General features: G+C 71.4%; 23 protein-coding genes. 10 read left to right on the top strand and 13 right to left on the bottom strand.

Annotated elements, in window-relative coordinates; translation table 11 throughout:
* Window positions 1-104 precede the first annotated feature (104 nt).
* From EEY80_RS15050 to EEY80_RS15040, 3 genes are read left to right on the top strand one after another with little or no spacing between them, the layout of a single operon-like run.
* Window positions 105-1,319, top strand: a complete 1,215-nt coding sequence (locus tag EEY80_RS15050) for an NAD-dependent epimerase/dehydratase family protein (RefSeq protein ID WP_126977783.1) — start codon at window positions 105-107, stop codon at window positions 1,317-1,319.
* Window positions 1,320-2,156: a glycosyltransferase gene (locus EEY80_RS15045; protein WP_126977781.1), complete on the top strand. Its 837-nt coding sequence runs from the start codon at window positions 1,320-1,322 to the stop codon at window positions 2,154-2,156.
* On the top strand, window positions 2,153-3,016 hold the full coding sequence (locus tag EEY80_RS15040; RefSeq protein ID WP_126977779.1) for an NAD-dependent epimerase/dehydratase family protein: 864 nt from the start codon (window positions 2,153-2,155) through the stop codon (window positions 3,014-3,016). The genes EEY80_RS15045 and EEY80_RS15040 overlap by 4 nt, the downstream gene beginning before the upstream one ends.
* Window positions 3,017-3,026: 10 nt before the next feature.
* Here the strand turns inward: EEY80_RS15040 and gltX are convergent, their stop codons facing one another.
* Window positions 3,027-4,373, bottom strand: a complete 1,347-nt coding sequence (gltX, locus tag EEY80_RS15035) for a glutamate--tRNA ligase (RefSeq protein WP_126977777.1) — start codon at window positions 4,371-4,373, stop codon at window positions 3,027-3,029.
* A gap of 100 nt (window positions 4,374-4,473) precedes the next feature.
* On the opposite strand from gltX, the gene EEY80_RS15030 reads away from it, so the two are divergent.
* The 3 genes from EEY80_RS15030 to EEY80_RS15020 all read left to right on the top strand — a co-directional run bounded on the left by EEY80_RS15030 (window position 4,474) and on the right by EEY80_RS15020 (window position 6,996).
* The gene (locus tag EEY80_RS15030) at window positions 4,474-4,881 is read left to right on the top strand and encodes a metallopeptidase family protein (RefSeq protein ID WP_126977833.1); all 408 of its coding nucleotides are present in this window, start codon (window positions 4,474-4,476) and stop codon (window positions 4,879-4,881) included.
* A gap of 94 nt (window positions 4,882-4,975) precedes the next feature.
* Window positions 4,976-5,926, top strand: coding sequence for an MBL fold metallo-hydrolase (locus EEY80_RS15025; protein ID WP_235829868.1), 951 nt, complete (start codon window positions 4,976-4,978; stop codon window positions 5,924-5,926).
* A gap of 92 nt (window positions 5,927-6,018) precedes the next feature.
* Window positions 6,019-6,996 (top strand): 1-phosphofructokinase family hexose kinase, encoded by a 978-nt coding sequence (locus EEY80_RS15020; protein WP_268885662.1) that lies wholly within the window; start codon window positions 6,019-6,021, stop codon window positions 6,994-6,996.
* Window positions 6,997-6,998: 2 nt separating this feature from the next.
* On the opposite strand, the gene EEY80_RS15015 is transcribed toward EEY80_RS15020, so the two are convergent.
* From EEY80_RS15015 to EEY80_RS14995, 5 genes are all read right to left on the bottom strand, one after another.
* Window positions 6,999-7,946, bottom strand: a complete 948-nt coding sequence (locus EEY80_RS15015; RefSeq protein WP_126977773.1) for an endonuclease/exonuclease/phosphatase family protein — start codon at window positions 7,944-7,946, stop codon at window positions 6,999-7,001.
* A 62-nt stretch (window positions 7,947-8,008) separates the two neighbouring features.
* Window positions 8,009-8,602: an NAD(P)H:quinone oxidoreductase type IV gene (gene wrbA / locus EEY80_RS15010; protein ID WP_126977771.1), complete on the bottom strand. Its 594-nt coding sequence runs from the start codon at window positions 8,600-8,602 to the stop codon at window positions 8,009-8,011.
* Between the two features lie 114 nt (window positions 8,603-8,716).
* Window positions 8,717-9,337: a flavodoxin family protein gene (locus EEY80_RS15005; protein WP_126977769.1), complete on the bottom strand. Its 621-nt coding sequence runs from the start codon at window positions 9,335-9,337 to the stop codon at window positions 8,717-8,719.
* 80 nt (window positions 9,338-9,417) lie between these two features.
* Entirely contained in the window at window positions 9,418-10,497 is a 1,080-nt protein-coding gene (locus EEY80_RS15000; RefSeq protein WP_126977767.1) for a glycosyltransferase family 4 protein, read from the bottom strand.
* On the bottom strand, window positions 10,494-12,152 hold the full coding sequence (locus EEY80_RS14995) for an NAD+ synthase (RefSeq protein ID WP_126977765.1): 1,659 nt from the start codon (window positions 12,150-12,152) through the stop codon (window positions 10,494-10,496). Before EEY80_RS14995 ends, EEY80_RS15000 begins: the two co-directional genes overlap by 4 nt.
* 258 nt (window positions 12,153-12,410) lie before the next feature.
* On the opposite strand from EEY80_RS14995, the gene EEY80_RS14990 reads away from it, so the two are divergent.
* Window positions 12,411-13,904, top strand: coding sequence for an MORN repeat-containing protein (locus EEY80_RS14990; protein WP_126977829.1), 1,494 nt, complete (start codon window positions 12,411-12,413; stop codon window positions 13,902-13,904).
* A 20-nt stretch (window positions 13,905-13,924) separates the two neighbouring features.
* Here the strand turns inward: EEY80_RS14990 and EEY80_RS14985 are convergent, their stop codons facing one another.
* On the bottom strand, window positions 13,925-14,509 hold the full coding sequence (locus EEY80_RS14985) for a GNAT family N-acetyltransferase (RefSeq protein ID WP_126977763.1): 585 nt from the start codon (window positions 14,507-14,509) through the stop codon (window positions 13,925-13,927).
* Window positions 14,506-15,153: a molybdenum cofactor guanylyltransferase MobA gene (mobA, locus tag EEY80_RS14980; RefSeq protein WP_126977761.1), complete on the bottom strand. Its 648-nt coding sequence runs from the start codon at window positions 15,151-15,153 to the stop codon at window positions 14,506-14,508. The genes EEY80_RS14985 and mobA overlap by 4 nt, the downstream gene beginning before the upstream one ends.
* Before the next feature lie 126 nt (window positions 15,154-15,279).
* Here mobA and EEY80_RS14975 point away from each other — a divergent pair, with 126 nt between their 5' ends.
* Together EEY80_RS14975 and EEY80_RS14970 are read left to right on the top strand one after the other, a co-directional pair.
* Entirely contained in the window at window positions 15,280-16,014 is a 735-nt protein-coding gene (locus EEY80_RS14975; RefSeq protein ID WP_235829867.1) for an AzlC family ABC transporter permease, read from the top strand.
* Entirely contained in the window at window positions 16,011-16,331 is a 321-nt protein-coding gene (locus EEY80_RS14970) for an AzlD domain-containing protein (protein WP_126977759.1), read from the top strand. The genes EEY80_RS14975 and EEY80_RS14970 overlap by 4 nt, the downstream gene beginning before the upstream one ends.
* 3 nt (window positions 16,332-16,334) lie before the next feature.
* Here the strand turns inward: EEY80_RS14970 and EEY80_RS14965 are convergent, their stop codons facing one another.
* The 4 genes from EEY80_RS14965 to EEY80_RS14950 all read right to left on the bottom strand — a co-directional run bounded on the left by EEY80_RS14965 (window position 16,335) and on the right by EEY80_RS14950 (window position 20,109).
* Window positions 16,335-17,012, bottom strand: coding sequence for a hypothetical protein (locus EEY80_RS14965; RefSeq protein WP_235829866.1), 678 nt, complete (start codon window positions 17,010-17,012; stop codon window positions 16,335-16,337).
* 71 nt (window positions 17,013-17,083) lie between these two features.
* Window positions 17,084-17,218, bottom strand: a complete 135-nt coding sequence (locus EEY80_RS14960; protein ID WP_126977757.1) for an aa3-type cytochrome c oxidase subunit IV — start codon at window positions 17,216-17,218, stop codon at window positions 17,084-17,086.
* 124 nt (window positions 17,219-17,342) lie between these two features.
* Window positions 17,343-18,413, bottom strand: coding sequence for an MBL fold metallo-hydrolase (locus EEY80_RS14955; RefSeq protein ID WP_126977755.1), 1,071 nt, complete (start codon window positions 18,411-18,413; stop codon window positions 17,343-17,345).
* Between the two features lie 4 nt (window positions 18,414-18,417).
* A complete protein-coding gene (locus tag EEY80_RS14950; protein ID WP_126977753.1) occupies window positions 18,418-20,109 on the bottom strand; it encodes an acyl-CoA dehydrogenase in 1,692 nt (563 codons plus the stop codon).
* A gap of 146 nt (window positions 20,110-20,255) precedes the next feature.
* Between EEY80_RS14950 and EEY80_RS14945 the strand changes: the two genes are divergently transcribed.
* Window positions 20,256-21,239, top strand: coding sequence for an L-threonylcarbamoyladenylate synthase (locus EEY80_RS14945; RefSeq protein WP_126977751.1), 984 nt, complete (start codon window positions 20,256-20,258; stop codon window positions 21,237-21,239).
* A 1-nt stretch (window position 21,240) separates the two neighbouring features.
* Here EEY80_RS14945 and EEY80_RS14940 read toward each other — a convergent pair whose 3' ends face one another.
* Complete coding sequence (locus EEY80_RS14940) at window positions 21,241-22,155, bottom strand: endonuclease/exonuclease/phosphatase family protein (protein ID WP_126977825.1); 915 nt, start codon at window positions 22,153-22,155, stop codon at window positions 21,241-21,243.
* Between the last annotated feature and the right edge of the window lie 77 nt (window positions 22,156-22,232).

Below are 22,232 nucleotides of genomic sequence, written 5' to 3'. Positions count from 1 at the left end.
TGTCTTAAATCTTTCATGGACATGTCACAGATGCGCAGGGCAAAGGCGACACACAGGCCCGAACATGGCATGTTCGGGCAACCGAACCGGAAGGAGAGCGGCACATGCGGATTGCGGTACTGGGAGGCGACGGCTTCGTGGGTTGGCCCACGGTCCTGCACCTGTCGAGCCTTGGGCACGAGGTGCATATCGTCGACAACCTGTCGCGGCGCTGGATCGACACCGAACTGGGCGTGCAGTCGCTGACCCCCATGGATTCGATCCAGGAACGGTGCCGGATCTGGCAGCAGGAAACGGGCGAGAAGCTGCACTTCCACTTCCTCGACCTGCGCGAATACGACCGCATCAAGAACTTCCTGGCCGAGTTCCAGCCCGAGGCGATCATCCATTTCGCCGAACAGCGCGCCGCGCCCTATTCGATGAAGACCGACCGCCACAAGGTCTACACCGTCAACAACAACGTCAACGCCACGCATAACCTGCTGGCCGCGATGGTCGAAACCGGCATCGACGCGCATCTGGTCCATCTGGGGACGATGGGCGTCTATGGCTATTCCTCGGTCGGCGCGCCGATCCCCGAGGGCTATCTCGACATCGAGATCGAGACCCCCACCGGCAAAAAGCCGCAGCAGATCCTGTATCCGACGCGGCCCGGCTCGGTCTATCACATGACCAAGAGCCTCGATCAGATCCTCTTCCAGTTCTACGCCCAGAACGACGGGCTGCGGATCACCGACCTGCATCAGGGCATCGTCTGGGGCACCCATACCGACCAGACCGCGCGCCATCCGCAGCTGATCAACCGCTTCGACTATGATGGCGACTATGGCACGGTGCTGAACCGCTTCCTGATTCAGGCGGCGATCGGCTTCCCGCTGACGGTGCACGGCACCGGCGGCCAGACCCGCGCCTTCATCCATATCCGCGACTGCGTGCGCTGCATCGAACTGGCGATCGGCGATGCGCCGAAGGCGGGCGAGCGGGTGCGCATCTTCAACCAGATGACCGAGACCCACCGCGTCCGCGATCTGGCGGAACTGGTGGCGAAGATGACCGGGGCGAAGGTCGCCTACCTGCCGAACCCCCGCAAGGAGGCCGAGGAGAACGACCTGATCGTGAAGAACGACCAGTTCCTGTCGCTGGGCCTGAACCCGACCACGCTGGCCGAGGGCCTGCTGTCCGAGGTGGTGGACGTGGCGAAGAAATTCGCCCACCGCATCGACCGCAGCCGCGTGCCCGCCGTCTCGGCCTGGACCAAGGACATCGCCAAGCGGGTCGAGCACGACCCCGAGGGGAAGCGGCTGAAATCGGTTTCGTGAATGGCTGAGGGACTTCTGGCCGACGGCCCGGCGCAAGGCGACCGGGCCTGGGTCACGCTGGTCACCAATCCCGACTATGCCACGGGCGCGCGGGCGCTGCTGCGCTCGCTCGTCCTGTCGGGGACCGGGGCCGATCTGGTGGTGCTGCATACCGATGTCGCGGCCGAACACCTTGCGCCGCTGAAGGCGCTTGGCGCGCGGCTGGTGCAGGTGGACCTGCTGCCCACCGGCGCCGAATTCAACGCGGCCCATGCCCGCGACGCGCTGCATGCCCGCGCCGCCTTCACCAAGGGCACGAAGCCGCCCTTCCACACCCCTTTGGACAATTTCGCCAAGCTGCGGCTGTGGCAGCTGACGGAATACCGCGCGGTGGTCTTCCTCGACGCTGACACGCTGGTGCTGCGCAATTCCGACGTGCTGTTCGACTATCCCGAATTCTGCGCCGCCCCGAACGTCTATGAAAGCGTCGCCGATTTTCACCGGATGAATTCCGGCGTCTTCACCGCCCGCCCCTCCGAGGCGACCTTCGCGGCGATGCTGGCCCGGCTGGACGTGCCCGGCGCCTTCTGGCGGCGGACGGACCAGACCTTTCTGGAAACCTTCTTCCCCGACTGGCACGGCCTGCCCGTCTTCTGCAACATGCTGCAATATGTCTGGTTCGCGATGCCCGAGCTTTGGGACTGGCGCGCGATCCGGGTGCTGCATTTCCAGTACGAAAAACCCTGGGCCGACCATGACAAGGCCGACCGCCTGCGCCCGCTGATCGACCTGTGGCGCGCCTATGCCGGCGACGGGCCGGTGCCCGACGCAGCCGGCCTGCCGGGACCGTCGCGGTGAGGGTCGCCATCACCGGCGGCAGCGGGCTGGTGGGCCGGTTCATCGTCGCGGGCGCGGTGGAGGCGGGACATGCGGTCACGCTGCTCGCCCGCCGCCCGCCGCCCGATGGCCTGCTGCCCGCCGGTCTGCCGGTGCTGCCCTACGACCTGACCGCGCCGCCGCCCGACCTGTCGGGGCAGGAGGCGCTGGTGCATTGCGCCTTTGCCCATCAGCCCGGCAAGTATCGCGGCGGCGAGGGCGACGATCCCGACGGCTTCCTCGCCGCCAATCGCGACGGGTCGCTGGCGCTGTTCCGCGCAGCGAAGGCGGCGGGTCTGTCGGCGGCGGTCTTCCTGTCCACCCGCGCCGTCTATGGCGACCACCCGCCCGGCACCCTGCTGACCGAGGACATGCCGGCCCGTCCCGACACGCTCTATGGCCGGATGAAGCTGGAGGTCGAACAGGGCCTTGCCGCGCTGTCGGGCGACGGCTTCACCGGCACCAGCCTGCGGGTGACCGGCGTCTACGGGCCGGGCGCGCCGGGCCAGCCGCACAAATGGGCGGGGCTGTTCGCCGACTACCTCGCCGGCCGCCCCGTCGCGCCCCGCGTCGCGACCGAGGTGCATGGCGAGGACGTGGCCGATGCGGTGCTGACGGTGCTGGATCGCCGCGCCGGGGGCCTGTTCAACGTGTCGGACCTGCTGCTGGACCGGCACGACCTGCTGGCGACGGTGCGCTGGCTGACCGGCAGCGACCATCCGCTGCCGCCCCGGGCCGAGGCGGACCGGGTCAACGTGATGGATTGCACGCGGCTGATGGCGCTCGACTGGCATCCGGGCGGGCTGACCCGGCTGGCCGCGGCCCTGCCCGAGATGATCTGAGGCCGGCGGATCAGCCCTTTGCCCGCACCCGCTGCATCAGCGGCAGCAGATCGGCCATTTCCGGCCCCTGCGCCTGCCCGGTGACGGCCTTGCGCAGCGGCATGAACAGCGCCTTGCCCTTGCGGCCCGTCGCCTCTTTCACCCGCGCGGTCCACTCGGACCAGGTCGTCGCGTCATAGGGCGGGTCGGGCAGCAGCGTCATCGCCTGCGCGATGAATTCCGCATCCTCGGGCGCGATGTCCGGCTCCGCCCCGTTCAGCACCAGATCGGCCCAGTGGCCCAGATCGTCCAGCACGGTGATGTTCTGCGAGGCGACGGCCCAGAACCGTTCCGCCATCCCCTCCGGGATGCCAAGCGCGGCGATCCGGTCGGCCACCGCCGCGAAGGGCAGCGCCTGGTTGCGCTTCTGCGTCAGGGGGAACAGGTCCTCGGCATCGAATTTCGTCGGCGCCGCGCCGAAGGTCGCGATGTCGAAGCCCTCGGCCAGTTCGTCCAGGCTCATCCGCAGTTCCACCGGCTTACTCGACCCCAGCCGCGCCATCAGGCTCAGCAGCGCCTCGGGCGCCACGCCCCGCGCCCGGAGGTCGCGCAGGCTGAGCGTGCCCAGCCGTTTCGACAGTTCCTCGCCCTGCGCGCCAGTCAGCAGCGAGTGATGCGCAAACGCAGGCGGGGTGCCCCCGAGCGCCTCGATGATCTGGATCTGCGTCGCGGTGTTGGTGACGTGGTCCGCCCCGCGCACGATATGGGTGACGCCCATGTCGATGTCGTCCACCGACGAGGCGAAGGTATACAGCACCTGCCCGTCGGCCCGGATCAGCACCGGGTCCGACACGCTGCCCGCGTCGATCGAGATCGGGCCGAGGATGCCGTCCTGCCATTCGATCCGGGTCTGGTTCAGCTCGAACCGCCAGTAGCCGTCGCGCCCGTCGGCGCGCATCCGCGCGCGGTCGGCCTCGGTCAGCTTCAGCGCGGCGCGGTCATAGACCGGCGGGCGGCCCATGTTCAGCAGCTTCTTGCGCTTCAGGTCCAGTTCGGTCGGCGTCTCGAAACACTCGTAGAACCGCCCGGCCGCGCGCAGCTGTTCGGCCGCCTCGGCATAGCGACCCAGCCGGTCGGACTGCCGTTCCACCCGGTCCCAGTGCAGGCCCAGCCAGGCCAGGTCTTCCTTGATCGCCTCGGCATATTCGGGCTTCGACCGTTCGCGGTCGGTATCGTCCAGCCGCAGGATGAAGGTCCCGCCCGACTTCCGCGCGATCAGGTAGTTGAACAGCGCCGTGCGCAGGTTGCCCACATGGATATAGCCGGTGGGCGAGGGTGCGAAACGGGTGGTGACGGGGCGGGTGGGCGTATCGGACATCGGCGGCTCCTGTTCGGCCCGCTCTTTCACATCGGCCCGGTTTTGTCCATATCGGGGCCGGGCACAGCCAGGGAGACGGCCGATGACGGAAATGGACGCCATGACGCACTGGACCGGACGGGCCGCACCCTCGGCGGCAGAGATCGAGGCGATGGCCCGCGCCACGGTCGCGGCGCTGCCGCCGCAATTCGCCGCCGCCGCGGCCGAGGTGGCGTTGCGGGTCGAGGATTTCCTGCCCGAGGAGTTTCTGGAAGAGCTGGACCTGAACGACCCGTTCGAGCTGTCGGGGCTGTACGAGGGCATCCCGATGACCGAGAAATCGGTGATGGACCAGCCGTCGCGCCCCGACACGGTCTGGCTGTTCCGCCGCCCGATCCTCGACGAATGGTGCGACCGGGGCGACGTGGCGCTGCCCGATCTGGTGGCACATGTGACGGTGCACGAATTCGCCCATCACTTCGGCTGGTCGGACGAGGACATCGCCGCCATCGACCAGTGGTGGGAATAGGTGCACAGGCCCCTGTGCACACGGCTTTGACATTCGCCCGGCCCGACATCCGCCCTACCCTTTGCGCGAACCCACCCGAGACGCGAGAGGACAGATGACCGGATCCGCCCCAACCCGCCGCCAGATCTTTTCCGCCGTGGCGACCGCCACGCTTGCCACGCCCGCGCTGCTGGCCGCGGGCACGGCCCTTGCCGCCGCGCCGATGCAGGAGGGCAACCCGATGCCCCAGTTCCACCGCGTCATGCTGGGCGCCTTCGAGGTGACGACGCTGCTGGCCGGCACGCGCCCGCTGGAAAATCCGCATGGCACCTTCGGCCTGAACGCCAGCGACGAGGATTTCGCCGCCGCCGCCGCCGCGGCGCTGGTGCCGGTGGAGATGTCGCAGAACTTCTTCACCCCGGTTCTGGTGAACACCGGTTCGGAACTGGTCCTGTTCGATACCGGCCTGTCCGCCGAAGGCACCACCGCCGCGCTGACCGCGGCCGGCTACCAGCCCGATCAGGTGGATATCGTCGTGCTGACCCATATGCATGGCGACCATATCGGCGGGCTGATGGCGAACGGTGCGCCGACCTATGCCAATGCCCGCTATGTCACCGGGCAGGCCGAATTCGACCACTGGTCGGAGGCCGGCAATGACGGGTTCGAGGCGAATGTCCGCCCGCTGGCCGACCGCATGACCTTTCTCGGGGATGGCGACGAGGTGGTCGCGGGCATCGCCGCGATGCTGACCGCCGGCCACACCCCGGGGCACATGAGCTATATGCTCGACAGCGACGGCGCCCGGCTGGTGCTGATCGCGGATGTGGCGAACCACTTCGCCTTTTCCGTGCCCCATCCCGACTGGGAGGTGCGCTTCGACATGGACAAGCCGATGGCCGCCGAAACCCGCCGCCGGGTGCTGGGCATGATCGCCGAGGAAGGGCTGCCCTTCATCGGCTATCACATGCCCTTCCCGGCGCTCGGCTATCTGCAGGCCGAGGGCGAGAGCTTCCGCTTCGTCCCGGCCAGCTATCAGCCGATGCTGCCCGGCTTCGGCACCTGAGCCCCCGGCTTGCGCGGGGGCGGGGCGCGGGGCATGGTGCCCGGACCCCCGTCGCTGCCCCGCGCATGCCGCCCTCCGCAGGAGCCCGCATCTTGCCTGCCCCCCTTGCCGCGTCGCCCGTGCCGCAGGCGCCGATCCTGACCGTGACGCTGAACCCCTGCCTCGATCTCGCCGCATCGGTGGCGGGGATGCAGCCGGGGCCGAAACTGCGGCTGACGGAGCCGAGCCTCGATCCGGGCGGCGGCGGCATCAACGTCGCGCGGGCTGTCCATATCCTCGGCGGGCAGGCCACGGCCTTCGTCGCGGCGGGGGGTGCCACGGGCGCGCGGGTGCTGGCGCTGCTGGCGGCCGAGGGCGTGCCGACCGCGCCCTTCCCCGGACCGGGCGAGACGCGGCAGTCGCTGGCCGTCACCGACCGCGCCACCGGCGGGCAGTACCGGCTGATGCTGCCCGGCCCGCAGTGGCGGCTGACCGACCGGCGCGCGGTTCTGGCGGCGATCGCGGCGCTGGCGGTGCCCGGCGGTTTCGTCGTGCTCAGCGGCAGCCAGCCGCCGGGGCTGCCCGACGACTTCGCCGCTGCGCTGGCGCGGCGGCTGGCCCGCGCGAAGGCGCGGCTGGTGCTGGATACCTCCGGCCCGGCGCTGGCGGCGGCGATCCGCGCCACCCGGCCGGTCGAGGTGCTGCGGATGGATCAGGAGGAGGCTGCCGAGGTGGCGGGGCACCCGCTGGCCAGCCGCCGCGACACCGCCGATTTCGCGCAGTCGCTGGTCCGGGCCGGCGCGGCGCATATGGCCATCGTGGCGCGCGGCGCCGACGGCTCCACCCTCGCCACGGCGACCGCGCGGCTGCATGCCTCGGGCGTCGACGTGCCGGTGGCGAGCGCGGTGGGCGCGGGCGACAGCTTCCTCGCCGCCTTCGTGCTGGCGCTGGCGCGCGACCTGCCGGCGGCCGAGGCGCTGCGGCACGGTTCCGCCGCCGCGGCCGCAGCGGTGATGACCGAGGCGACGGCTCTCTGCACCCGGCGCGATGCGGAACGGCTGCGCAAGCGGGTGGTGCTGTCCGAGGTCTGACCTCAGAAATCGACCGTCGCCACCACGGCCCGGTGATCGGCGGGCCAGGGCATCACCGCGATGTCGCTGCGCGGCCCCTCCTCGCCCACGATGGCGGCCGAGGTGACGCTGCCACCCTTCACGAAGACGAAGTCGATGCGGTCGTGGTGGTCTTCCGGGTCCGCCTCGTCGCCCATCGGGGTCCAGGTATAGGCGGGCTTCGCCACCGGGTCGGGATGCGCGGCGCGATAGGCATCGGTGAAGCCCGCATCGGTCAGCCGTTTGGTCGTCGGCCAGGCCACCGGCAGCGGCTGCTGCCCCGCCGCCGCCGCGGCCTCGGTCCAGTCCAGATGCGACGGTTCGTTGAAGTCGCCGGTCACCAGCACCAGATCGGCCGCCGCCGCATCGGCCATGTCGGCCTCCAGCAGGTCCATCGCCGCGCCGCGCGTTCGCCGCGCCCAGTCTTCCGCCTCGGCGGCGGTCGACACGAAGGGGGCGGGACCGTATTCGATGTTCAGGATCTGGTAGGGCTGATAGGGCTCGTCGTCGTGATGGATGTTGAACAGCCACACCTCGCGCCCGTTCACGTCCAGCTTCACCCCCAGATCGTTGGCGCTGTGGCCGGTGATCGGATGGGCCGAGATCACGGCATTGGCCCACAGCGCCGCATTCTCGGCGGTCTGGTCATGCACCTGCCAGCCGAGCGCGGCGGCGATGGCGGGCGCGACCGAGGGGCCGCCGGGCGGGCAGGACTCGGCGGTGCAGGGATCGCCCTCCAGCCGGGTTTCCTGCAGGCCCACCACCTCGGCCCCGGCGGCGCGGATTGCGGCCACCGTCTCGTCGATGCCTTTGCCCTCGTTGGCGCCGCCGCCCCAGATGTTGAAGCTCATCACCGTCAGGGTCTCGGCGGCGGCAGGCAGGCCGGTAAGCAGTCCGGCGGTCATCAGGGACAGGAACAGGGCGCGGCGCATGGCATCCTCCGATCAGCGACGCACGGGACGCTAGCAGCGGAGGATGCCGGATTCGTGACGGGTCAGCCCCGCAGCTTCTGCGCGTAGCGCACCAGCCGCGTCGCCTGATGCGTGACCGCCGCGCGGCCCGCATCGTCGAAGGCGCCGGCCTTGGCAGAATAGCCATAGGGATTGCCGCCCGCGGCATAGATGCAGTCGTCGGTATAGCCCGGCGGCACGAGGATCGCGCCCCAGTGCATGAAGGTCGTGTAAAGCGACAGGAGCGTCGCCTCCTGCCCCCCATGGGTGTTCTGCGCGCTGGTCGTGGCCGTCACCGGCTTGTCGGCCAGCAGACCCTTGGACCAGACGCCGCCCAGCGTGTCGATGAAGGCGCGCATCTGGCTGGCCGCCACGCCATAGCGCGTCGGGACCGAGAAGAAATAGCCGTCCGCCCAAACCATGTCCTCGGGCGTCGCCTCCGGGATGTCGGCCATCTTGTCGGCCTGCGCCTTCCAGGCATCCTGCCCGGCGACGACCTCGGACGGGGCGGTTTCCTTCACCTTCAGCAGCTTTACCTCGGCCCCTGCCGCGCGGGCGGCCTCGGCCGCATGTTCGGCGATGGCGTGGTTGGTGCCATAGGTGGAATAGAAGATGACGGCGATCTTCGGCTGGGTCATGGACGGGTCCTCCGTTGGGTCCGGTTGCATCCTACCACCCGCCAACGCCGCGCGCGGCGGCGGGTTTCGCACCGCGCCTGTGCGGCGGGGCACAGCGGCACCCGGTCGCGGGCGTCAGACCCCCGGATAGGGATGCGCCTTCAGCGCGCGGGCCAGCGCGACCGCATTCGAGACGGCAAGCTCGATGGCCGAGGCGACGTTGTCGGGCGGCTCGGGCAGGTCGACATAGTTCACGCGGCCCATCGCCTCGCCCACCCAGTAGATCCCGGCATTGGGCGGGATGGTGAAGCCCACATCGCTCAGCGCCTGAAAGCAGGCGGCATGGCAGGCATGGGCGCCGTCCTCGTTGCCCACCACCGCCACCAGCGCGACCTTGCCCAGGGGCGGCATCCGCTGCCGGTCATCGGCCTCGCCCAGAAAGGCATCCATCCGTTCCAGCACCCGCTTGGCGATGCTCGACGGCTGTCCCATCCAGATCGGCAGCGCCAGCACGAAGATGTCGGCCGCCAGCACCCGGCGGCGCAGCGCGGGCCAGTCGTCGCCCGGCCCCTCGTCGGAACCGACGCCGGGCTTCACGTCGAAATCCGCGACCCGGTCATGGCCGGTGGCGACGCCGTGGCGGGCGAGCGCGGCGAAGATGTCCTCGACCATCTTCTCGCTCGAGGACGGTTCGCCCGCGCCGGTCCGGCGCAGCGAACAGCTGAGGGCATGGGCGGTCAGGCCTTGATCGGGCATCTGCGGCTCCTCTGACGGTCAGCAAGGCCAACCGCCGCCCCTGCCGGATGTTCCGCCGCCCGCCCCGCCGGAAGGCCCCGTCAGGGCGCGATCCGCCGCCCGCGCGAGGCGATCAGCGCCCGGATCGCCGCGACATAAGCCGTCTCGGACAGCTCGTCCGCCACGGTGGCGAGCGCCCCCGCCCGCAACCGGGCCAGCAGCGCCGGGTCCGCCGCCAGCCGGTCGATGGCCGCGGCGATCCGGCCCGGCTGCTGCACGTCCACGGTCAGCCCGTTCTCTCCGGCCCGGATCATCCCCGCGCTGCCGGCACCGGTCGAAATCACGGGGACCGTGCCGTAGGCCATCCCCTCCAGCGGCGCGATCCCCAGCGGCTCGCCGGTCGAGGGCAGGACGCAGACATCATGCGCGGCATGGATCGCGGGCATCTCGGGAAAGGGCCGGTCCTCCAGCAGGGTCAGCCATTCGGCCCCGGCCGAAAGGTCGCGCACCCGGTCGAGGATCGCCGCCTCGGCGCGCGAGGCGGCGAGCGTGGTGCTGCCCACCACGGTCAGCGCGATCCGCCCCGCCTGCCCCGCCGGCGCCAGTTCCTCGATCAGTTGCGGCACCCTCTTCCTCGGCTGGGCGAGCTTCGCCACCGCCAGCACCCGCAGCCTGTCGCCGGCCGGGCGGGGCGGCGGCGGGTCGTCATAGATGCCCACCGGCAGCGGCAGGAAGAAGGCCCAGGGGTCCGCCGGCGGGGCGGGCGGCGGCAGGCGCACCGGCGTCACCCGGCGCGGCGGCTGGCCGCGCAGCGCCTTTTGCAGCAGCAGCCGCGGCGGCGACCGGCGGGACAGCGGCTTGATGTCATAGCCGATCATCGCCAGCCCCTTCAGCCGGGCCAGCATCGAGGCACGGCGCGACAGGGGCGATGCATCCCGGATCAGCACCAGATCCGGCGCGGCCGCATCCAGCGCCCGCGACAGGTCGCGCCAGCCGGGATCGGGTCCGAAGCGGCGCAGCGCCACATGGGTGGCGGGGGTATGATCATCCTGCGACTGCGCGAAGACATGCACCCGGATGCCCGCCCGGGCCAGTCCGCGCGTCGCGTAATAGAGGTTCGGGTGAAAGGCCGGCACGACGAACAGCACCGACGGGGCCGCGCCGGGCGGCCTGCGGGTCATGACCCGTCCCGCCAGCGGTTCACGATGGGATAGCGGCGGTCCAGCCAGAAGGCCCGCGTCGTCAGCCGCGTGCCGGGGGCGGACTGGAACCGCTTCCACTCCGCGCCATAGAGCAGGCCCTCGACCTTCTTCACCGTCGCCCGGTCGAAGCCCCGCAGCACCAGATCGGCCACGCTCGCCTCGTCCTCGACCAGCCCCTCGAGGATCGCGTCCAGCACCGGATAGGGCGGCAGGCTGTCCTCGTCCTTCTGGTTGTCGCGCAGTTCGGCCGACGGCGGCTTGTCGATGATCGCGGGCGGGATCACCTCGCCCGGCGGTCCCTGCATCCAGTCCCGGTGGGTGATGTTGCGCCAGCGGCAGGTTTCGAAGACGCGGGTCTTGTAGAGGTCCTTGATCGGGTTGTAGCCGCCCGCCATGTCGCCATAGATCGTGGCATAGCCCACCGCCATTTCCGACTTGTTGCCGGTGGTCAGCAGCATCTCGCCCGTCTTGTTCGACAGCGCCATCAGCAACAGGCCGCGCAGCCGGCTCTGGATGTTTTCCTCGGCGATGCCGGGTTCGGTGCCGGCGAAGAACGGGTCCAGCGCCGCGCTCACCGCCGCGACCGGGCCGCCGATGGGCAGCGTGTCGAGCCGGATGCCCAGGCGTCCCGCCACATCCGCCGCATCGTCGAGCGAGCCCTGCGAGGTAAAGCGCGAGGGCAGCATCACCCCGCGCACATTGTCCGGGCCGATGGCATCGGCGGCGATGGCGGCGACCAGCGCGGAATCGATCCCCCCCGACAGGCCGAGCAGCACGCGGCGGATGCCCGACTTGCCCAGATAGTCACGCAGCGCCAGAACCATCGCGTGATAGTCCTGTTCCCAGTCGTCGGGCTGCGGCGCCAGCGTCGCGGGTTCCGCCCGCCAGCCCTCCGGCCCGCGCGCGAAATCGACATGGGCAACTGTTTCCGCGAAGGGCGGCAGCATCGCCGCCACCTGACCGCCGGGGTTCAGCACGAAGGACGCGCCGTCGAAGACCTGATCGTCCTGCCCGCCCACCATGTTCAGATAGGTCACGGGCAGGCCCGTCTCGACCGAGCGTGCGACCATGTGGTTCATCCGCAGGTCCAGCTTGCGCCGGCGATAGGGCGAGCCGTTGGGGATCAGCAGGATCTCGGCCCCCGTCTCGGCCAGCGTCTCGGCCACGTCCTCGTACCAGCCATCCTCGCAGACGGGCGAGCCGATGCGGACATCGCCGATGGCATAGGGGCCGGAAATCGGGCCGTGGTCGAACAGGCGCTCTTCGTCGAACACGTCGTCATTGGGCAGGTGATGCTTCAGCGCCCGGGCGATCACCCGCCCGCCCTTCAGCACCCAGTAGGCGTTGTAGAGCCTGTCCTCCACCCGCCAGGGCGCGCCGATGGCCAGCGCCGGCCCGTCGGCGCAATCGGCGGCCAGCTGCTCTGCCGCCTGCATCGCGTGTTCGGCGAAGGCGGGTTTCATCACCAGATCCTGCGTCTGGTAGCCGGTCACGAACATTTCAGGCAGCGCCACGAGGTCGGCCCCCGCGTCCCGGCCCTCGGCCCAGGCGGCGCGGGCCTTGTCGCAATTGGCGGCGATGGCGCCCACCGTGGCGTTCAACTGGGCAAGGGTCAGGCGAAAGCGGTCGGCCATGCGGTGTCGTCCCAAGGGTCTTGCGGCGCGCCGGGACCGTCCCGCCCCGCCCGCCGCGATGCGCGCCAGTCTTAGCAGGATCGGGCGGACAGGAAAGGCCCGCGCCGCCCTTCGCCGCCCCTCCGGCGCTTGTCTCGGGGGCGGGCTGGCCTTAGGGTCTGGCCGCGCAGGTATCCTCCCGCCACCGCCGGGCAGCCCGGGGGACACGCGGGGTTTCGCAACACCGGACACACCAGGAGCGGGCAGGACATGAGGCGGATGCGGACAGCCGGGGCAGCGGCGATGATGGCGGCGATGCTGGCCGCGACGGCCGCCGCGCCGCAGGGCGTGGTGACCAAGCAGTACGAGGATGGCGGCGTCTACGAGGGCACCTTCAAGGACGGCCGCCAGCACGGGCGCGGCACCTATCGCCTGCCCAACGGCTACGAATATTCCGGCGACTGGGTCGAGGGCGAGATCCTCGGCGAGGGCGTCGCCCGCTTCCCCAACGGATCGGTCTATGAAGGCCAGTTCGTGAAGGGCAAGCCGCAGGGCAAGGGCAAGATCACCTTCGCCGATGGCGGCACCTACGAAGGCGACTGGGTGGATGGCGAGATCCAGGGCGAGGGCGTCGCCCGCTATGCCAACGGCACCAGCTATGCCGGGAACTTCACCGACGCGCTGCATGACGGCAAGGGCGTGATGGAAAGCCCCGGCGGCTATCGCTACGAAGGCGACTGGGTCATGGGGGTCAAGCAGGGCAAGGGCAAGATCACCTATCCCGACGGATCGGTCTACGAGGGCGACCTGATCGACGGCCAGCGCGCCGGGCAGGGCGTGCTGCGGATGGCGGACGGGCTGACCTATGAAGGCGCGTGGAAGGCCGGGCAGATCGACGGGCTGGGCAAGCTGACCCAGGCCAACGGCGATGTCTACGAGGGCGAACTGGTCGAGGGCAAGCGTCAGGGCCAGGGCCGCGTGACCTATGCCAATGGCGATGTCTACGAGGGCGGCTTCGTCGCCGACCGGCGCGAGGGCGAGGGCAGCTTTACCGGCGCGGACGGGTTCAGCTATACCGGCACCTGGACCGCCGGCCGGATCGAGGGCGAAGGCACCGCCCGCTATCCCGACGGATCGGTCTATGTCGGCGCCTTCGCGGACGACCTGCAGGACGGCGCGGGCAAGATCACATATGCCGACGGCTCGACCTATGAAGGCCAGTGGAAGGGCGGCGTGATCGAGGGCGAAGGCATCGCCCGCTATGCCTACGGGCTGGTCTACGAGGGCAGCTTCCTCGGCGGCAAGAACCACGGGCAGGGCCGGATGACCTATCCCGACGGCTATGTCTATGACGGCGAATGGCGCGAGGGGCAGCGCCACGGGCAGGGCCGCGCCACCTATGCCGACGGCACGGTCTATACCGGCAGCTTCGTCAACGGCCAGCGCGAGGGCGAGGGCGAGATCGTGATGGCCGACGGCTTCCGCTATGTCGGCGGCTGGAAGGCGGGCGAGATCGACGGCACCGGCACCGCCACCTATCCGAACGGCGATGTCTATGAAGGCGCCTTCGTCGCGGGCAAGCGGCAGGGCGAAGGCACCATGCGCTATGCCACGGGCGAGACGGCGACGGGCCGGTGGGAGAACGGCGCGCTTGCCGAACCGGCACCCGAGGCCGCCGCCGATCCGGCCTCCGAGGCGGGCGGCAGCGAAGGCGCGGCGGGCGACGCCGAAGCCGCGCCCGATACCGCACCCGACACCGCGCCGGCCAACTGACCGGCCGCGGCGGGCGGCCGCTACAGCGGCCGCACCATCGTGGTGACGCTGTCGAAGCCGAACAGCACCGCGGTGGCGCGGCTGTGGCTGCGCGCCGCAGTGGCGAAGCCCGCCCGTTCATACAGCTGCCGCGCCCGGACATTGCCGCCCACCACGTCCAGCCGGATCTGGCGATAGCCGCGCGCCTGCGCCTCGGCGCACAGCGCCTCGACCAGCCGGGTGCCGATGCCCTCGCCCCGCCGGTCGGCGCGCACCGCGATCCCGTCCACGAGGAAGCGTTCGTTGTCCACATCCTGCGACAGCAGCGACAGCATCAGCCCCCGCAGCGTGCCGCCGAGGCGCCCGTAGCTGTCGCGCAGGTCCGCCGTGCTGCCGCCGACGAAGCTGGCGGTCAGGCTGCGGAACCCGGCAATCCCTACCAGATGGCCCGCCGGGTCGAGCGCCGCGAAGGCGTGGTCCGGCCGCATCACCCGCGCGACATGGGCCAGCGCCAGCGCCTCGGGCTGCATTACCCGGCCGAGCTTGCCCCCGAAGGCCTGCCAGTAGAGCCCCGCAGCCACCGGCCGCAGCGACGGCTCGAAGCCGCGGGTGATGGTGACGGTCATCGCCCCGCCCCCTGCCCGGCCAGCAGCGCCTCGGCCCGGGCAAGGTCCTCGGGCGTGTTGAGGTTCAGGAACGGGTCGGGATCGCCCGCAAACGTCACGCGCACCGCCCCCGCCGCCTCGGCCCAGGGGGCTACCCGGCGCTGCCCCGCGACCAGCGCCGCCCGCAGCGCGGGGGCCAGCCTCACCGGCCACAGCCCCGCCGCCGGATGCGTACGACCGCCGCTCTCCGCGATGGCGGGGCAGCCGGCGGCGGCCAGCCGCGCCACGAGGTCCGCAGGCAGGAAGGGCGTGTCCACCGGCACCGTCACCACCCGCGCGAAACCCTCGGCCGCCGCCCAGTCGAGCGCGGCGAGGATCCCGGCCAGCGGGCCGGGCCGGTCGGGCACCCCCGGCGGCAGCGCATCGGGAAGGACCGGCAGGCCGGGGTCCGTCAGCGGCGCGTTGGTATTGACCGCCATCCGGGCCACCTGCGGTGCCAGACGCCGCGCGACCCGGTCCAGCAGCCGCTGCCCACCCAGCATCGCCAGTGCCTTGTCCGCGCCCATCCGCGACGACAGGCCGCCGGCGAGGATCACCCCCGCCACCGGCCCGGATTCGCCTTCGCCCTCCGGTCCCAGACCCGGCCCCGCTGCCCGGCCCTGCATCCCCGCCTCCGCCCGCATTCCGGTGCGCTGCCCGTCGGGCCGGGCCGGTCAGACCGGCCCGCCGGCCCTTGCGCCCGCACCCTCCCCATGCCTATGACTTGGCACACCGCGCGTCCAGAGCCTGCCATGCCCTCCCTTCTCCATCGTCCGACCTTCCGGCGCGGCCTGCGTGAGGCCCTGCCCTTCATCCTGATGGTCGCGCCCTTCGGGCTGCTGTTCGGCGTCGTGGCGCAGGAGGCGGGGCTGGACCTGTACCAGACCATGGCGATGACCATTCTGGTGATCGCCGGCTCGTCGCAATTCGCGGCGGCGCAGATGATCGCCGACAATGCGCCGGCGCTGATCGTCCTTGCCACGGCGCTGGCCGTGAACCTGCGGATGGCGATGTACTCGGCCTCGCTGACGCCGCATCTGGGGCAGGCCCCGACCTGGCAGCGGGCGCTGGTCGCCTATCTGCTGATCGACCAGGCCTATGCGCTGGCCTCGGTCGAATATGACAAGCGCCCCGCGGCGAGCCTGCCCGACAAGCTGGCCTATTTCTTCGGCACGATGACCGTGATCGCGCCGGTCTGGTATGGCGCGACCTGGCTGGGCGCGACGGTAGGCGCCGCGATCCCGCCCTGGCTCGCGCTCGACTTCGCGGTGCCCATCACCTTCCTGGCGATGGTGGCGCCGATGCTGCGGACCCTGCCGCATCTCGCCGCGGCGACGATGTCGGTCGTGGCCTCGCTGGCGCTGGCATGGATGCCGCACAATACCGGGCTGCTGGCCGCCTCGGCGCTGGCGATGATGGCGGGCGCGCAGGCGGAACTGTGGCTGTCGCGGCACAAGCTGCGGCGCGGGCCGGAGGAGGCGCGATGAGCGACCTGACGATCTGGATGGTGATCCTCGGGCTGGGGATCGGCACCTTCCTGCTGCGCTTTTCCTTCCTCGGCATGATCGGGGGGCGGCAGATGCCGGAATGGGCGCTGCGCCACCTGCGCTATACCGCCGTCGCGGTGCTGCCCGCGCTGGTCGCGCCCGCCGTGGCCTGGCCGGTGGCGACCGGGGGCCAGCCGGATGCCGCCCGCATCCTCGCGGCGATCGCCACGGTGGCGGCGGGGATCGTCACGCGCAACGTGCTGCAGGCGATCCTGGCCGGGGCGGTGGTGCTGTATCTGGCGCTGTGGCTGATCTGACGATCAGCGCAGCTCGCCGTTCTTGCCGCTGATCGCGCCGGGGGGAACCTCGACGATACGGGTGAAGGTGCCGTCCGACCGGCCGGTGCCGCCCTGGTCCGCCAGCAGGCCGCGGTTGTCGTCGGCGTCGTTGTCCCAGTACTGGCGCTGTTCGACCCCCGGCAGCTTGGCGAAGGCGGCGGCAAGCCGGGCGGGGAACAGGGTCTGCGGCAGCCTCTCGAATCCCGGCAGGTCGTTCAGGATGTCCGAGGTGTTGGCCGCGCACATCGCCTTGCCCACCGGACCGTTCGCCTGCACCTTGGCCAGCGCCAGCGCCGCCACCTCGGGCGTCACGTAGATCTTCTGTTCCAGCACGTAGTAGGTCTCGCGTGCGTGGTAGTCGAGGTAGAAGTCCAGCAGTTGCGGCGTGATGCCATACAGCACGTCATGCCGTTCCGGCACGGTACGGTGCCACCAGGTTCCCGCGGGGTCGAACATCACCCGCTGGCCCGAATTCACCATCAGCGCGCTGTGGCCGCCTTCGCCGCTGCTGACCCGGATCGCGGTATAGAGCGTCAGCGACGGCGGTTCCGGGCTGACATAGGCGGCCCGCGCCACATCGGCGTCGCTGGCCCATTTGTTGTCGGCGCCGCAGGCGGCAAGGACGACCGGCAGGGCGATCGCGGCAAGGATGGGGCGCATGTGAGGTCCGCTGTCTGGGAGGAGGGGGACGGCCCGGCGCCCGGCACGGGCACCGGCAGGGGAAGGAGTCCTCAGCCGTTGGTCAGCGCGAGGAAGATCAGCGAGACGACGATCAGGACCGCCGCCCATGTCGTCAGCCGCATGAAACCCGCGAAGGTCTTTTCCTGGGTGGTGATGTCCATGCTGCCCGGCTTGTGCTCGGCCATGTCGCGCCCTCGTGCAAAGTGTGCTGCGGATGTTTCCTGCACCCGCCATACCCGAATCATTGCGGGGTGTCAGCCCCTTGGCCGTCACGCCTGCCGGACCTGCGGCAGCTTTGCCGCGGCCCGCTCAGGTCCGGGACCACAGCCAGACGCCGCCCTCGGTCAGGCTGCGCCGGATCCGGCCCTGGTGCAGCAGGTGGTTCAGATGCGCGACCGCCTCGACCATCGCCAGCCCGAATTCGGCGGGGCCGATCTCCCGCCGGAACAGCGGCGGGAAGCAGTCGCAGGCGCTGCGCGGCCGGTCCAGATGCGCCAGCAGCCGGTCGAGCGCCGACAGGTGGTTGTCGATCATCTGCCCGATCCGCACCGGCAGCCCGGTGAAGGGCAGCTTGTGCCCCGGCAGCACCAGATGCCGGTCCTCGGCCACGCTGGCGAAGCGGCGGCAGGAGGCCAGCCAGTCCGCCACCGGATCGGCGTCGGGCTCGGTCGCGTAGACCCCCAGATTGGCGGAAATCGACGGCAGCAGCTGGTCGCCGCCCAGCACCAGGTCGTCGTCGAGGCTCCAGAATGTCGCATGTTCGGGGGCGTGACCGTCGCCGCAGCGCACGATCCAGCGCCGCCCGCCCATGCGCAGCACCGCGCCCTCGGCCACGCGGGTATAGCCGAGCGGCAGGGCATGCACCGTGTCGGCGAAATTGTAGGGGCGCTCCTGCGCCCGGGCCGCCAGCATCTCGGCCGGCATCCCCGCCGCGCGCCAGAAGGCCAGCGTCTCGGGCACCGGGCGGTCCTGTTCGTCCAGCACCAGCATCCGCGCCATCAGCCAGCTGGTGCGCGTGGTGACAAGGTCCGCGCCCCGCGCCATGAACCAGCCGGCAAGACCCATGTGATCGGGGTGGTAGTGGGTGACGACCATCTGCCGCACCGGCCGGCCGCGCAGGGGGCCGCTCAGGATCGCCTCCCACTCGTCCCGCGACCGGGCAGTATCCATTCCGGCATCGACCAGCGTCCAGCCGTCGCCCTCGTCCAGCGCGAAGCAGTTGACGTGGTCGAGCTTCATCGGCAGCGGCAGGCGCAGCCACAGCACGCCGGGCGCCACCTCGGTCGCGGCGCCGGGTTCGGGCGGCGCCGGCCAAGGGCTGCGGATGGCGAAGGGCGCGGCGGCGGTGCGGGCGGCGGGGACGGGTGCGGTCAGGGTCATGGCCTCAGGCTGCCAGATCCTCGCCGGAAAGGGCATAGAGATCGTCCGCCCCCGCTGCCGCCTCGGCCAGCAGTGCCGAATGTTGCGGCAGAAGGCGGCGGATATAGACGCGGGCCAGCGCACCGCGCGGACCTGCCGCACCTTCGGCCAGCGCCGCCTTCAGGTGGAAATGCCCGCCCAGCACCCGGGCGAAGGCCCGCAGATAGGGCACGGCACCGGCGAAGCGGTCCTGCGGCGCCGTGCGCAGCAGCGCCTCGGTCGCCTCGCGCAGCGTCTCGGTCGCGGCCCAGACATCGCCGGCCAGGTCGGGCAGCCGGGCGCGGGCGGCGGCGGCCTCGTCCTGCACCTCCTGCAGCAGCCGGAAGGCGGCGCGCCCCTCGTCCATCATCTTGCGACCCACCAGATCCATCGCCTGGATGCCGTTGGTGCCTTCGTAGATCGCCGTCACCCGCACGTCGCGATAGAACTGCGCGGCACCGGTCTCCTCGACGAAGCCCATGCCGCCGTGAACCTGCACCCCGGTGTCCGACACCGCCATGCCGACATCGGTCCCGAAGGCCTTGGCGATGGGGGTCAGGAAGGCGGCGCGCGCGGCGCAATCGCCGTCATCCGTGGCGCGGGCCAGGTCGGTGGCCACCGCGCAGGACAGCGCGATGCAGCGCGCGGCGAAGATGTCGGCCTTCATCCCCGCCAGCATCCGCCGCACATCCGCATGGTCGAGGATCGGCCCCATCTGCCGGCGGTCGGCGGCATAGGCCAGCGCCTTCTGGTAGGCGGCCTCGGCCACGCCGATGCCCTGCACGCCCACGGCCAGCCGCGCGTTGTTCATCATCGTGAACATCGCCGCCATGCCCTTGTTCGGCTCGCCCACCAGCCAGCCGGTCGCGCCCTCGAAGGCCATCACGCAGGTGGGCGAGCCGTGCAGGCCCATCTTGTGTTCGAGGCTGACGACCTTCAGCGCATTCGCCTGCCCCGGCCGGCCCTGTGCGTCGGGCAGGTATTTCGGCACCATGAACAGGCTGATGCCCTTCGTTCCCGGCGCGGCATCCGGCAGCCGCGCCAGCACCAGATGGCAGACATTGGCGGTGACGTCGCTGTCGCCCCAGCTGATGAAGATCTTCTGCCCGGTCACGGCATAGGTGCCGTCGCCCTTGGGTTCCGCCCGGGTCCGCAGCGCGCCGACATCGGACCCCGCCTGCGGTTCGGTCAGGTTCATCGTCCCCGACCATTCGCCCGAGATCAGCTTCGGCAGATACAGCGCCTGCAGCTCGGGCGAGGCATGATGTTCCAGCGCCTCGATCTGGCCCTGGGTCAGCAGCGGGTTCAGCTGCAGCGCGAGGCAGGCGCCCGACATCATGTCGTTCACCGCCACGTTCAGCGTCTGCGGCAGGCCCATGCCGCCCTGCGCCGGATCGGCGGCCAGCCCGACCCAGCCGCCCTCGGCGATGGCGCGATAGCCCTCGGCGAAGCCCGGCGAGGCCCGCACCACGCCGTTCTCCAGCCGGGCCGGATGCAGGTCGCCCGCCCGCTGCAGGGGGGCCATGACCTCGTCGCACATCCGCGCGGCCTCGGTCAGGATCGCCTCGACGGTCTCGCCCGTCGCCTCGGCGAAGCGGTCGGTCGCGGCCACGGGCGCCAGCGGCACCACCTGATCCAGGATGAAGCGGAATTCGGCCAGCGGCGCGCGATAAGCCATGATGTCCTCCCGATGGCACGGCGGCCCGGTCGCCCGGCCGCGCGGGCCGCGGGGCCGGCGCTTGGCAAGACAGGACACGGGGCGTATGTCACAACGGCCCGGACCCTAGCTCACCGCCGGGGACCCTCAAACTTTTACGCTGCGTCATGATCCCGCCGAACCCGGACGATACCCGCCTGCTGCCGCCCACGCCCGAGGGGCTGGCCGAGGCCGCGCGGCAGCTGGCCGCCGGCGCGCTGGTCGCCTTCCCGACCGAGACGGTCTATGGCCTGGGCGGCGACGCGCGGTCGGATCTGGCCTGCGCCCGGATCTTCGAGGCGAAGGGCCGGCCCCGGTTCAACCCGCTGATCGTCCATGTCGCCGATCTGGCGGCGGCGCGGCGGATCGCGCGCTTCGACGACCGGGCCGAGCGTCTGGCCGGGGCCTTCTGGCCCGGCCCCCTGACGCTGGTGCTGCCGCTGGCCGAAGGCGCGGGACTGTCGCCGCTGGTGACGGCGGGGCTGCCGACGGTCGCGGTGCGGGTGCCGGAACATCCGGTGGCGCGGGCGCTGCTCGCGGTCTTCGGCGGCCCGCTGGCCGCGCCCTCGGCCAATCCCTCGGGCCGGGTCAGCCCGACGCGGGCGGCGCATGTCATGGCGGGGCTGGCGGGGCGCATCGCGGCGGTGGTCGATGGCGGCGACTGCGCGGTGGGGGTGGAAAGCACCATCCTCGGCCTCGACGGTCCCGCGAGGCTGCTGCGCCCCGGCGGCCTGCCGGCCGAGGCGCTGGAGGCGGCGCTCGGCCAGCCGCTCGCCAGCGGGGACAATGGCGGCGGCGATGCCGCCAGGCCCTCCGCCCCCGGACAGCTCGCCTCGCATTACGCGCCCGGCGCGGCCGTGCGGCTGGAGGCGACAGAGGCCGGGAAGGACGAGATCTGGCTGGGCTTCGGGCCGCAGGCGGCGGGCGCGGCGCTGAACCTCTCGCCTGCGGGCGATCTGGTCGAGGCGGCGGCGAACCTGTTCCACTACCTGCGCGAGGCCGATGCGCTGGCCGGCAACGGCGGCCGGATCGCGGTGTCGCCGGTGCCCGAACGCGGGCTCGGTCGCGCCATCAACGACCGCCTGCGCCGGGCGGCGGCGCCGCGCGGCTGACCTACTCCACCCGCAGCCAGACCAGCTTGTGCCGGATCAGCCCGGCCTCTGCGGCCAGGGGCTGCCCCGCATCCGGCCAGATCACGCCGCCGTCGCGCACCTGCAGATCGGCCGAGGGCAGCAGATAGACCACGCGCAGGTCGCCCGGATCGTCCGGCGCGGCCTCGGGCCAGTCCACCGTGTCGGTGCCATGCACCCCGGAGCGAGGCGCGGGATCCTGCAGCCTCGGATCGGCCAGCAGCGCCGCCAGCGCCTCCCGCCGCCCCTGCCCGTCCAGCGGATCGAGATTGGCGTTCCCCGCGATCATCAGGGGCGGCGGGGGCGGCGCCACCGGCAGCCGCCCGTCCAGCAGCGCCGACCACAGCGCGACCTCATCGTGGTTGCGGCGGCCGTTGCGATCCTCCGGCCCGTCGAAGACCGGCGGCGTGGCGTGAAAGACGAGCAGGCGCAGCACCCGCCCGTCGGGCAGGTCCACCGGCACGATCCAGTGGCCGGTGGTGGACAGCCGCTGCACCGCTGCCACCTCGGGCGGCAGCGGCGGCGGGATCGCCCCCGGCAGGTCGCGCCACAACAGCGCCGACAGGTCCGTCACCTCGCCCGTCCGGATCGGCAGCCGCGACAGGATCGCCATTCCGCCCTCGCCCGCGAACCGGCCCCAGCCCTGCGCATCGTCGGGCTCGCCCAGCCGTCCGTCGCCGTCGAGGTCGATGCCCGTCGCCATCCCCCGGTTGGGCCGCAATGACAGGCGGTGCGGATAGGCCGTGCCCGCCGCCGCGACGCGGGCGGCGAAGGCATCGACCAGCCGCAGCCCCGCATCGTAATCGACGCCCATCAGCAGCACCACGTCCGGCGCGCGCTCCGCCAGCAACCGCGCCGCCGCCTCGGCCCGGGCATCCGCCGCGACGTCGCGCAGCATCAGGCCGGGGCCCTCGCCCGTCAGTTCGACGGTCCAGGCGGCCACGGTGACGGGATCGGCCGCCGCGGCGGGAACCA

Source organism: Frigidibacter oleivorans (genome assembly GCF_003993775.1).
Lineage (GTDB): Bacteria > Pseudomonadota > Alphaproteobacteria > Rhodobacterales > Rhodobacteraceae > Frigidibacter > Frigidibacter oleivorans.
This window is presented reverse-complemented; position numbering and strand designations above follow the sequence as displayed.

What these genes read in the sequence shown, in the direction of transcription:
- EEY80_RS15050 (WP_126977783.1), top strand. Translation starts at nt 105, where the DNA reads ATGCGGATTGCGGTACTGGGAGGCGACGGCTTCGTGGGTTGGCCCACG.
- EEY80_RS15045 (WP_126977781.1), top strand. Translation starts at nt 1,320, where the DNA reads ATGGCTGAGGGACTTCTGGCCGACGGCCCGGCGCAAGGCGACCGGGCC.
- gltX (WP_126977777.1), bottom strand. Translation starts at nt 4,373, where the DNA reads ATGTCCGATACGCCCACCCGCCCCGTCACCACCCGTTTCGCACCCTCG.
- EEY80_RS15030 (WP_126977833.1), top strand. Translation starts at nt 4,474, where the DNA reads ATGACGCACTGGACCGGACGGGCCGCACCCTCGGCGGCAGAGATCGAG.
- EEY80_RS15025 (WP_235829868.1), top strand. Translation starts at nt 4,976, where the DNA reads ATGACCGGATCCGCCCCAACCCGCCGCCAGATCTTTTCCGCCGTGGCG.
- EEY80_RS15015 (WP_126977773.1), bottom strand. Translation starts at nt 7,946, where the DNA reads ATGCGCCGCGCCCTGTTCCTGTCCCTGATGACCGCCGGACTGCTTACC.
- wrbA (WP_126977771.1), bottom strand. Translation starts at nt 8,602, where the DNA reads ATGACCCAGCCGAAGATCGCCGTCATCTTCTATTCCACCTATGGCACC.
- EEY80_RS15005 (WP_126977769.1), bottom strand. Translation starts at nt 9,337, where the DNA reads ATGCCCGATCAAGGCCTGACCGCCCATGCCCTCAGCTGTTCGCTGCGC.
- EEY80_RS15000 (WP_126977767.1), bottom strand. Translation starts at nt 10,497, where the DNA reads ATGACCCGCAGGCCGCCCGGCGCGGCCCCGTCGGTGCTGTTCGTCGTG.
- EEY80_RS14995 (WP_126977765.1), bottom strand. Translation starts at nt 12,152, where the DNA reads ATGGCCGACCGCTTTCGCCTGACCCTTGCCCAGTTGAACGCCACGGTG.
- EEY80_RS14990 (WP_126977829.1), top strand. Translation starts at nt 12,411, where the DNA reads ATGCGGACAGCCGGGGCAGCGGCGATGATGGCGGCGATGCTGGCCGCG.
- EEY80_RS14985 (WP_126977763.1), bottom strand. Translation starts at nt 14,509, where the DNA reads ATGACCGTCACCATCACCCGCGGCTTCGAGCCGTCGCTGCGGCCGGTG.
- mobA (WP_126977761.1), bottom strand. Translation starts at nt 15,153, where the DNA reads ATGCAGGGCCGGGCAGCGGGGCCGGGTCTGGGACCGGAGGGCGAAGGC.
- EEY80_RS14975 (WP_235829867.1), top strand. Translation starts at nt 15,280, where the DNA reads ATGCCCTCCCTTCTCCATCGTCCGACCTTCCGGCGCGGCCTGCGTGAG.
- EEY80_RS14970 (WP_126977759.1), top strand. Translation starts at nt 16,011, where the DNA reads ATGAGCGACCTGACGATCTGGATGGTGATCCTCGGGCTGGGGATCGGC.
- EEY80_RS14965 (WP_235829866.1), bottom strand. Translation starts at nt 17,012, where the DNA reads ATGCGCCCCATCCTTGCCGCGATCGCCCTGCCGGTCGTCCTTGCCGCC.
- EEY80_RS14960 (WP_126977757.1), bottom strand. Translation starts at nt 17,218, where the DNA reads ATGGCCGAGCACAAGCCGGGCAGCATGGACATCACCACCCAGGAAAAG.
- EEY80_RS14955 (WP_126977755.1), bottom strand. Translation starts at nt 18,413, where the DNA reads ATGACCCTGACCGCACCCGTCCCCGCCGCCCGCACCGCCGCCGCGCCC.
- EEY80_RS14950 (WP_126977753.1), bottom strand. Translation starts at nt 20,109, where the DNA reads ATGGCTTATCGCGCGCCGCTGGCCGAATTCCGCTTCATCCTGGATCAG.
- EEY80_RS14945 (WP_126977751.1), top strand. Translation starts at nt 20,256, where the DNA reads ATGATCCCGCCGAACCCGGACGATACCCGCCTGCTGCCGCCCACGCCC.
- EEY80_RS14940 (WP_126977825.1), bottom strand. Translation starts at nt 22,155, where the DNA reads ATGCTGCGCGACGTCGCGGCGGATGCCCGGGCCGAGGCGGCGGCGCGG.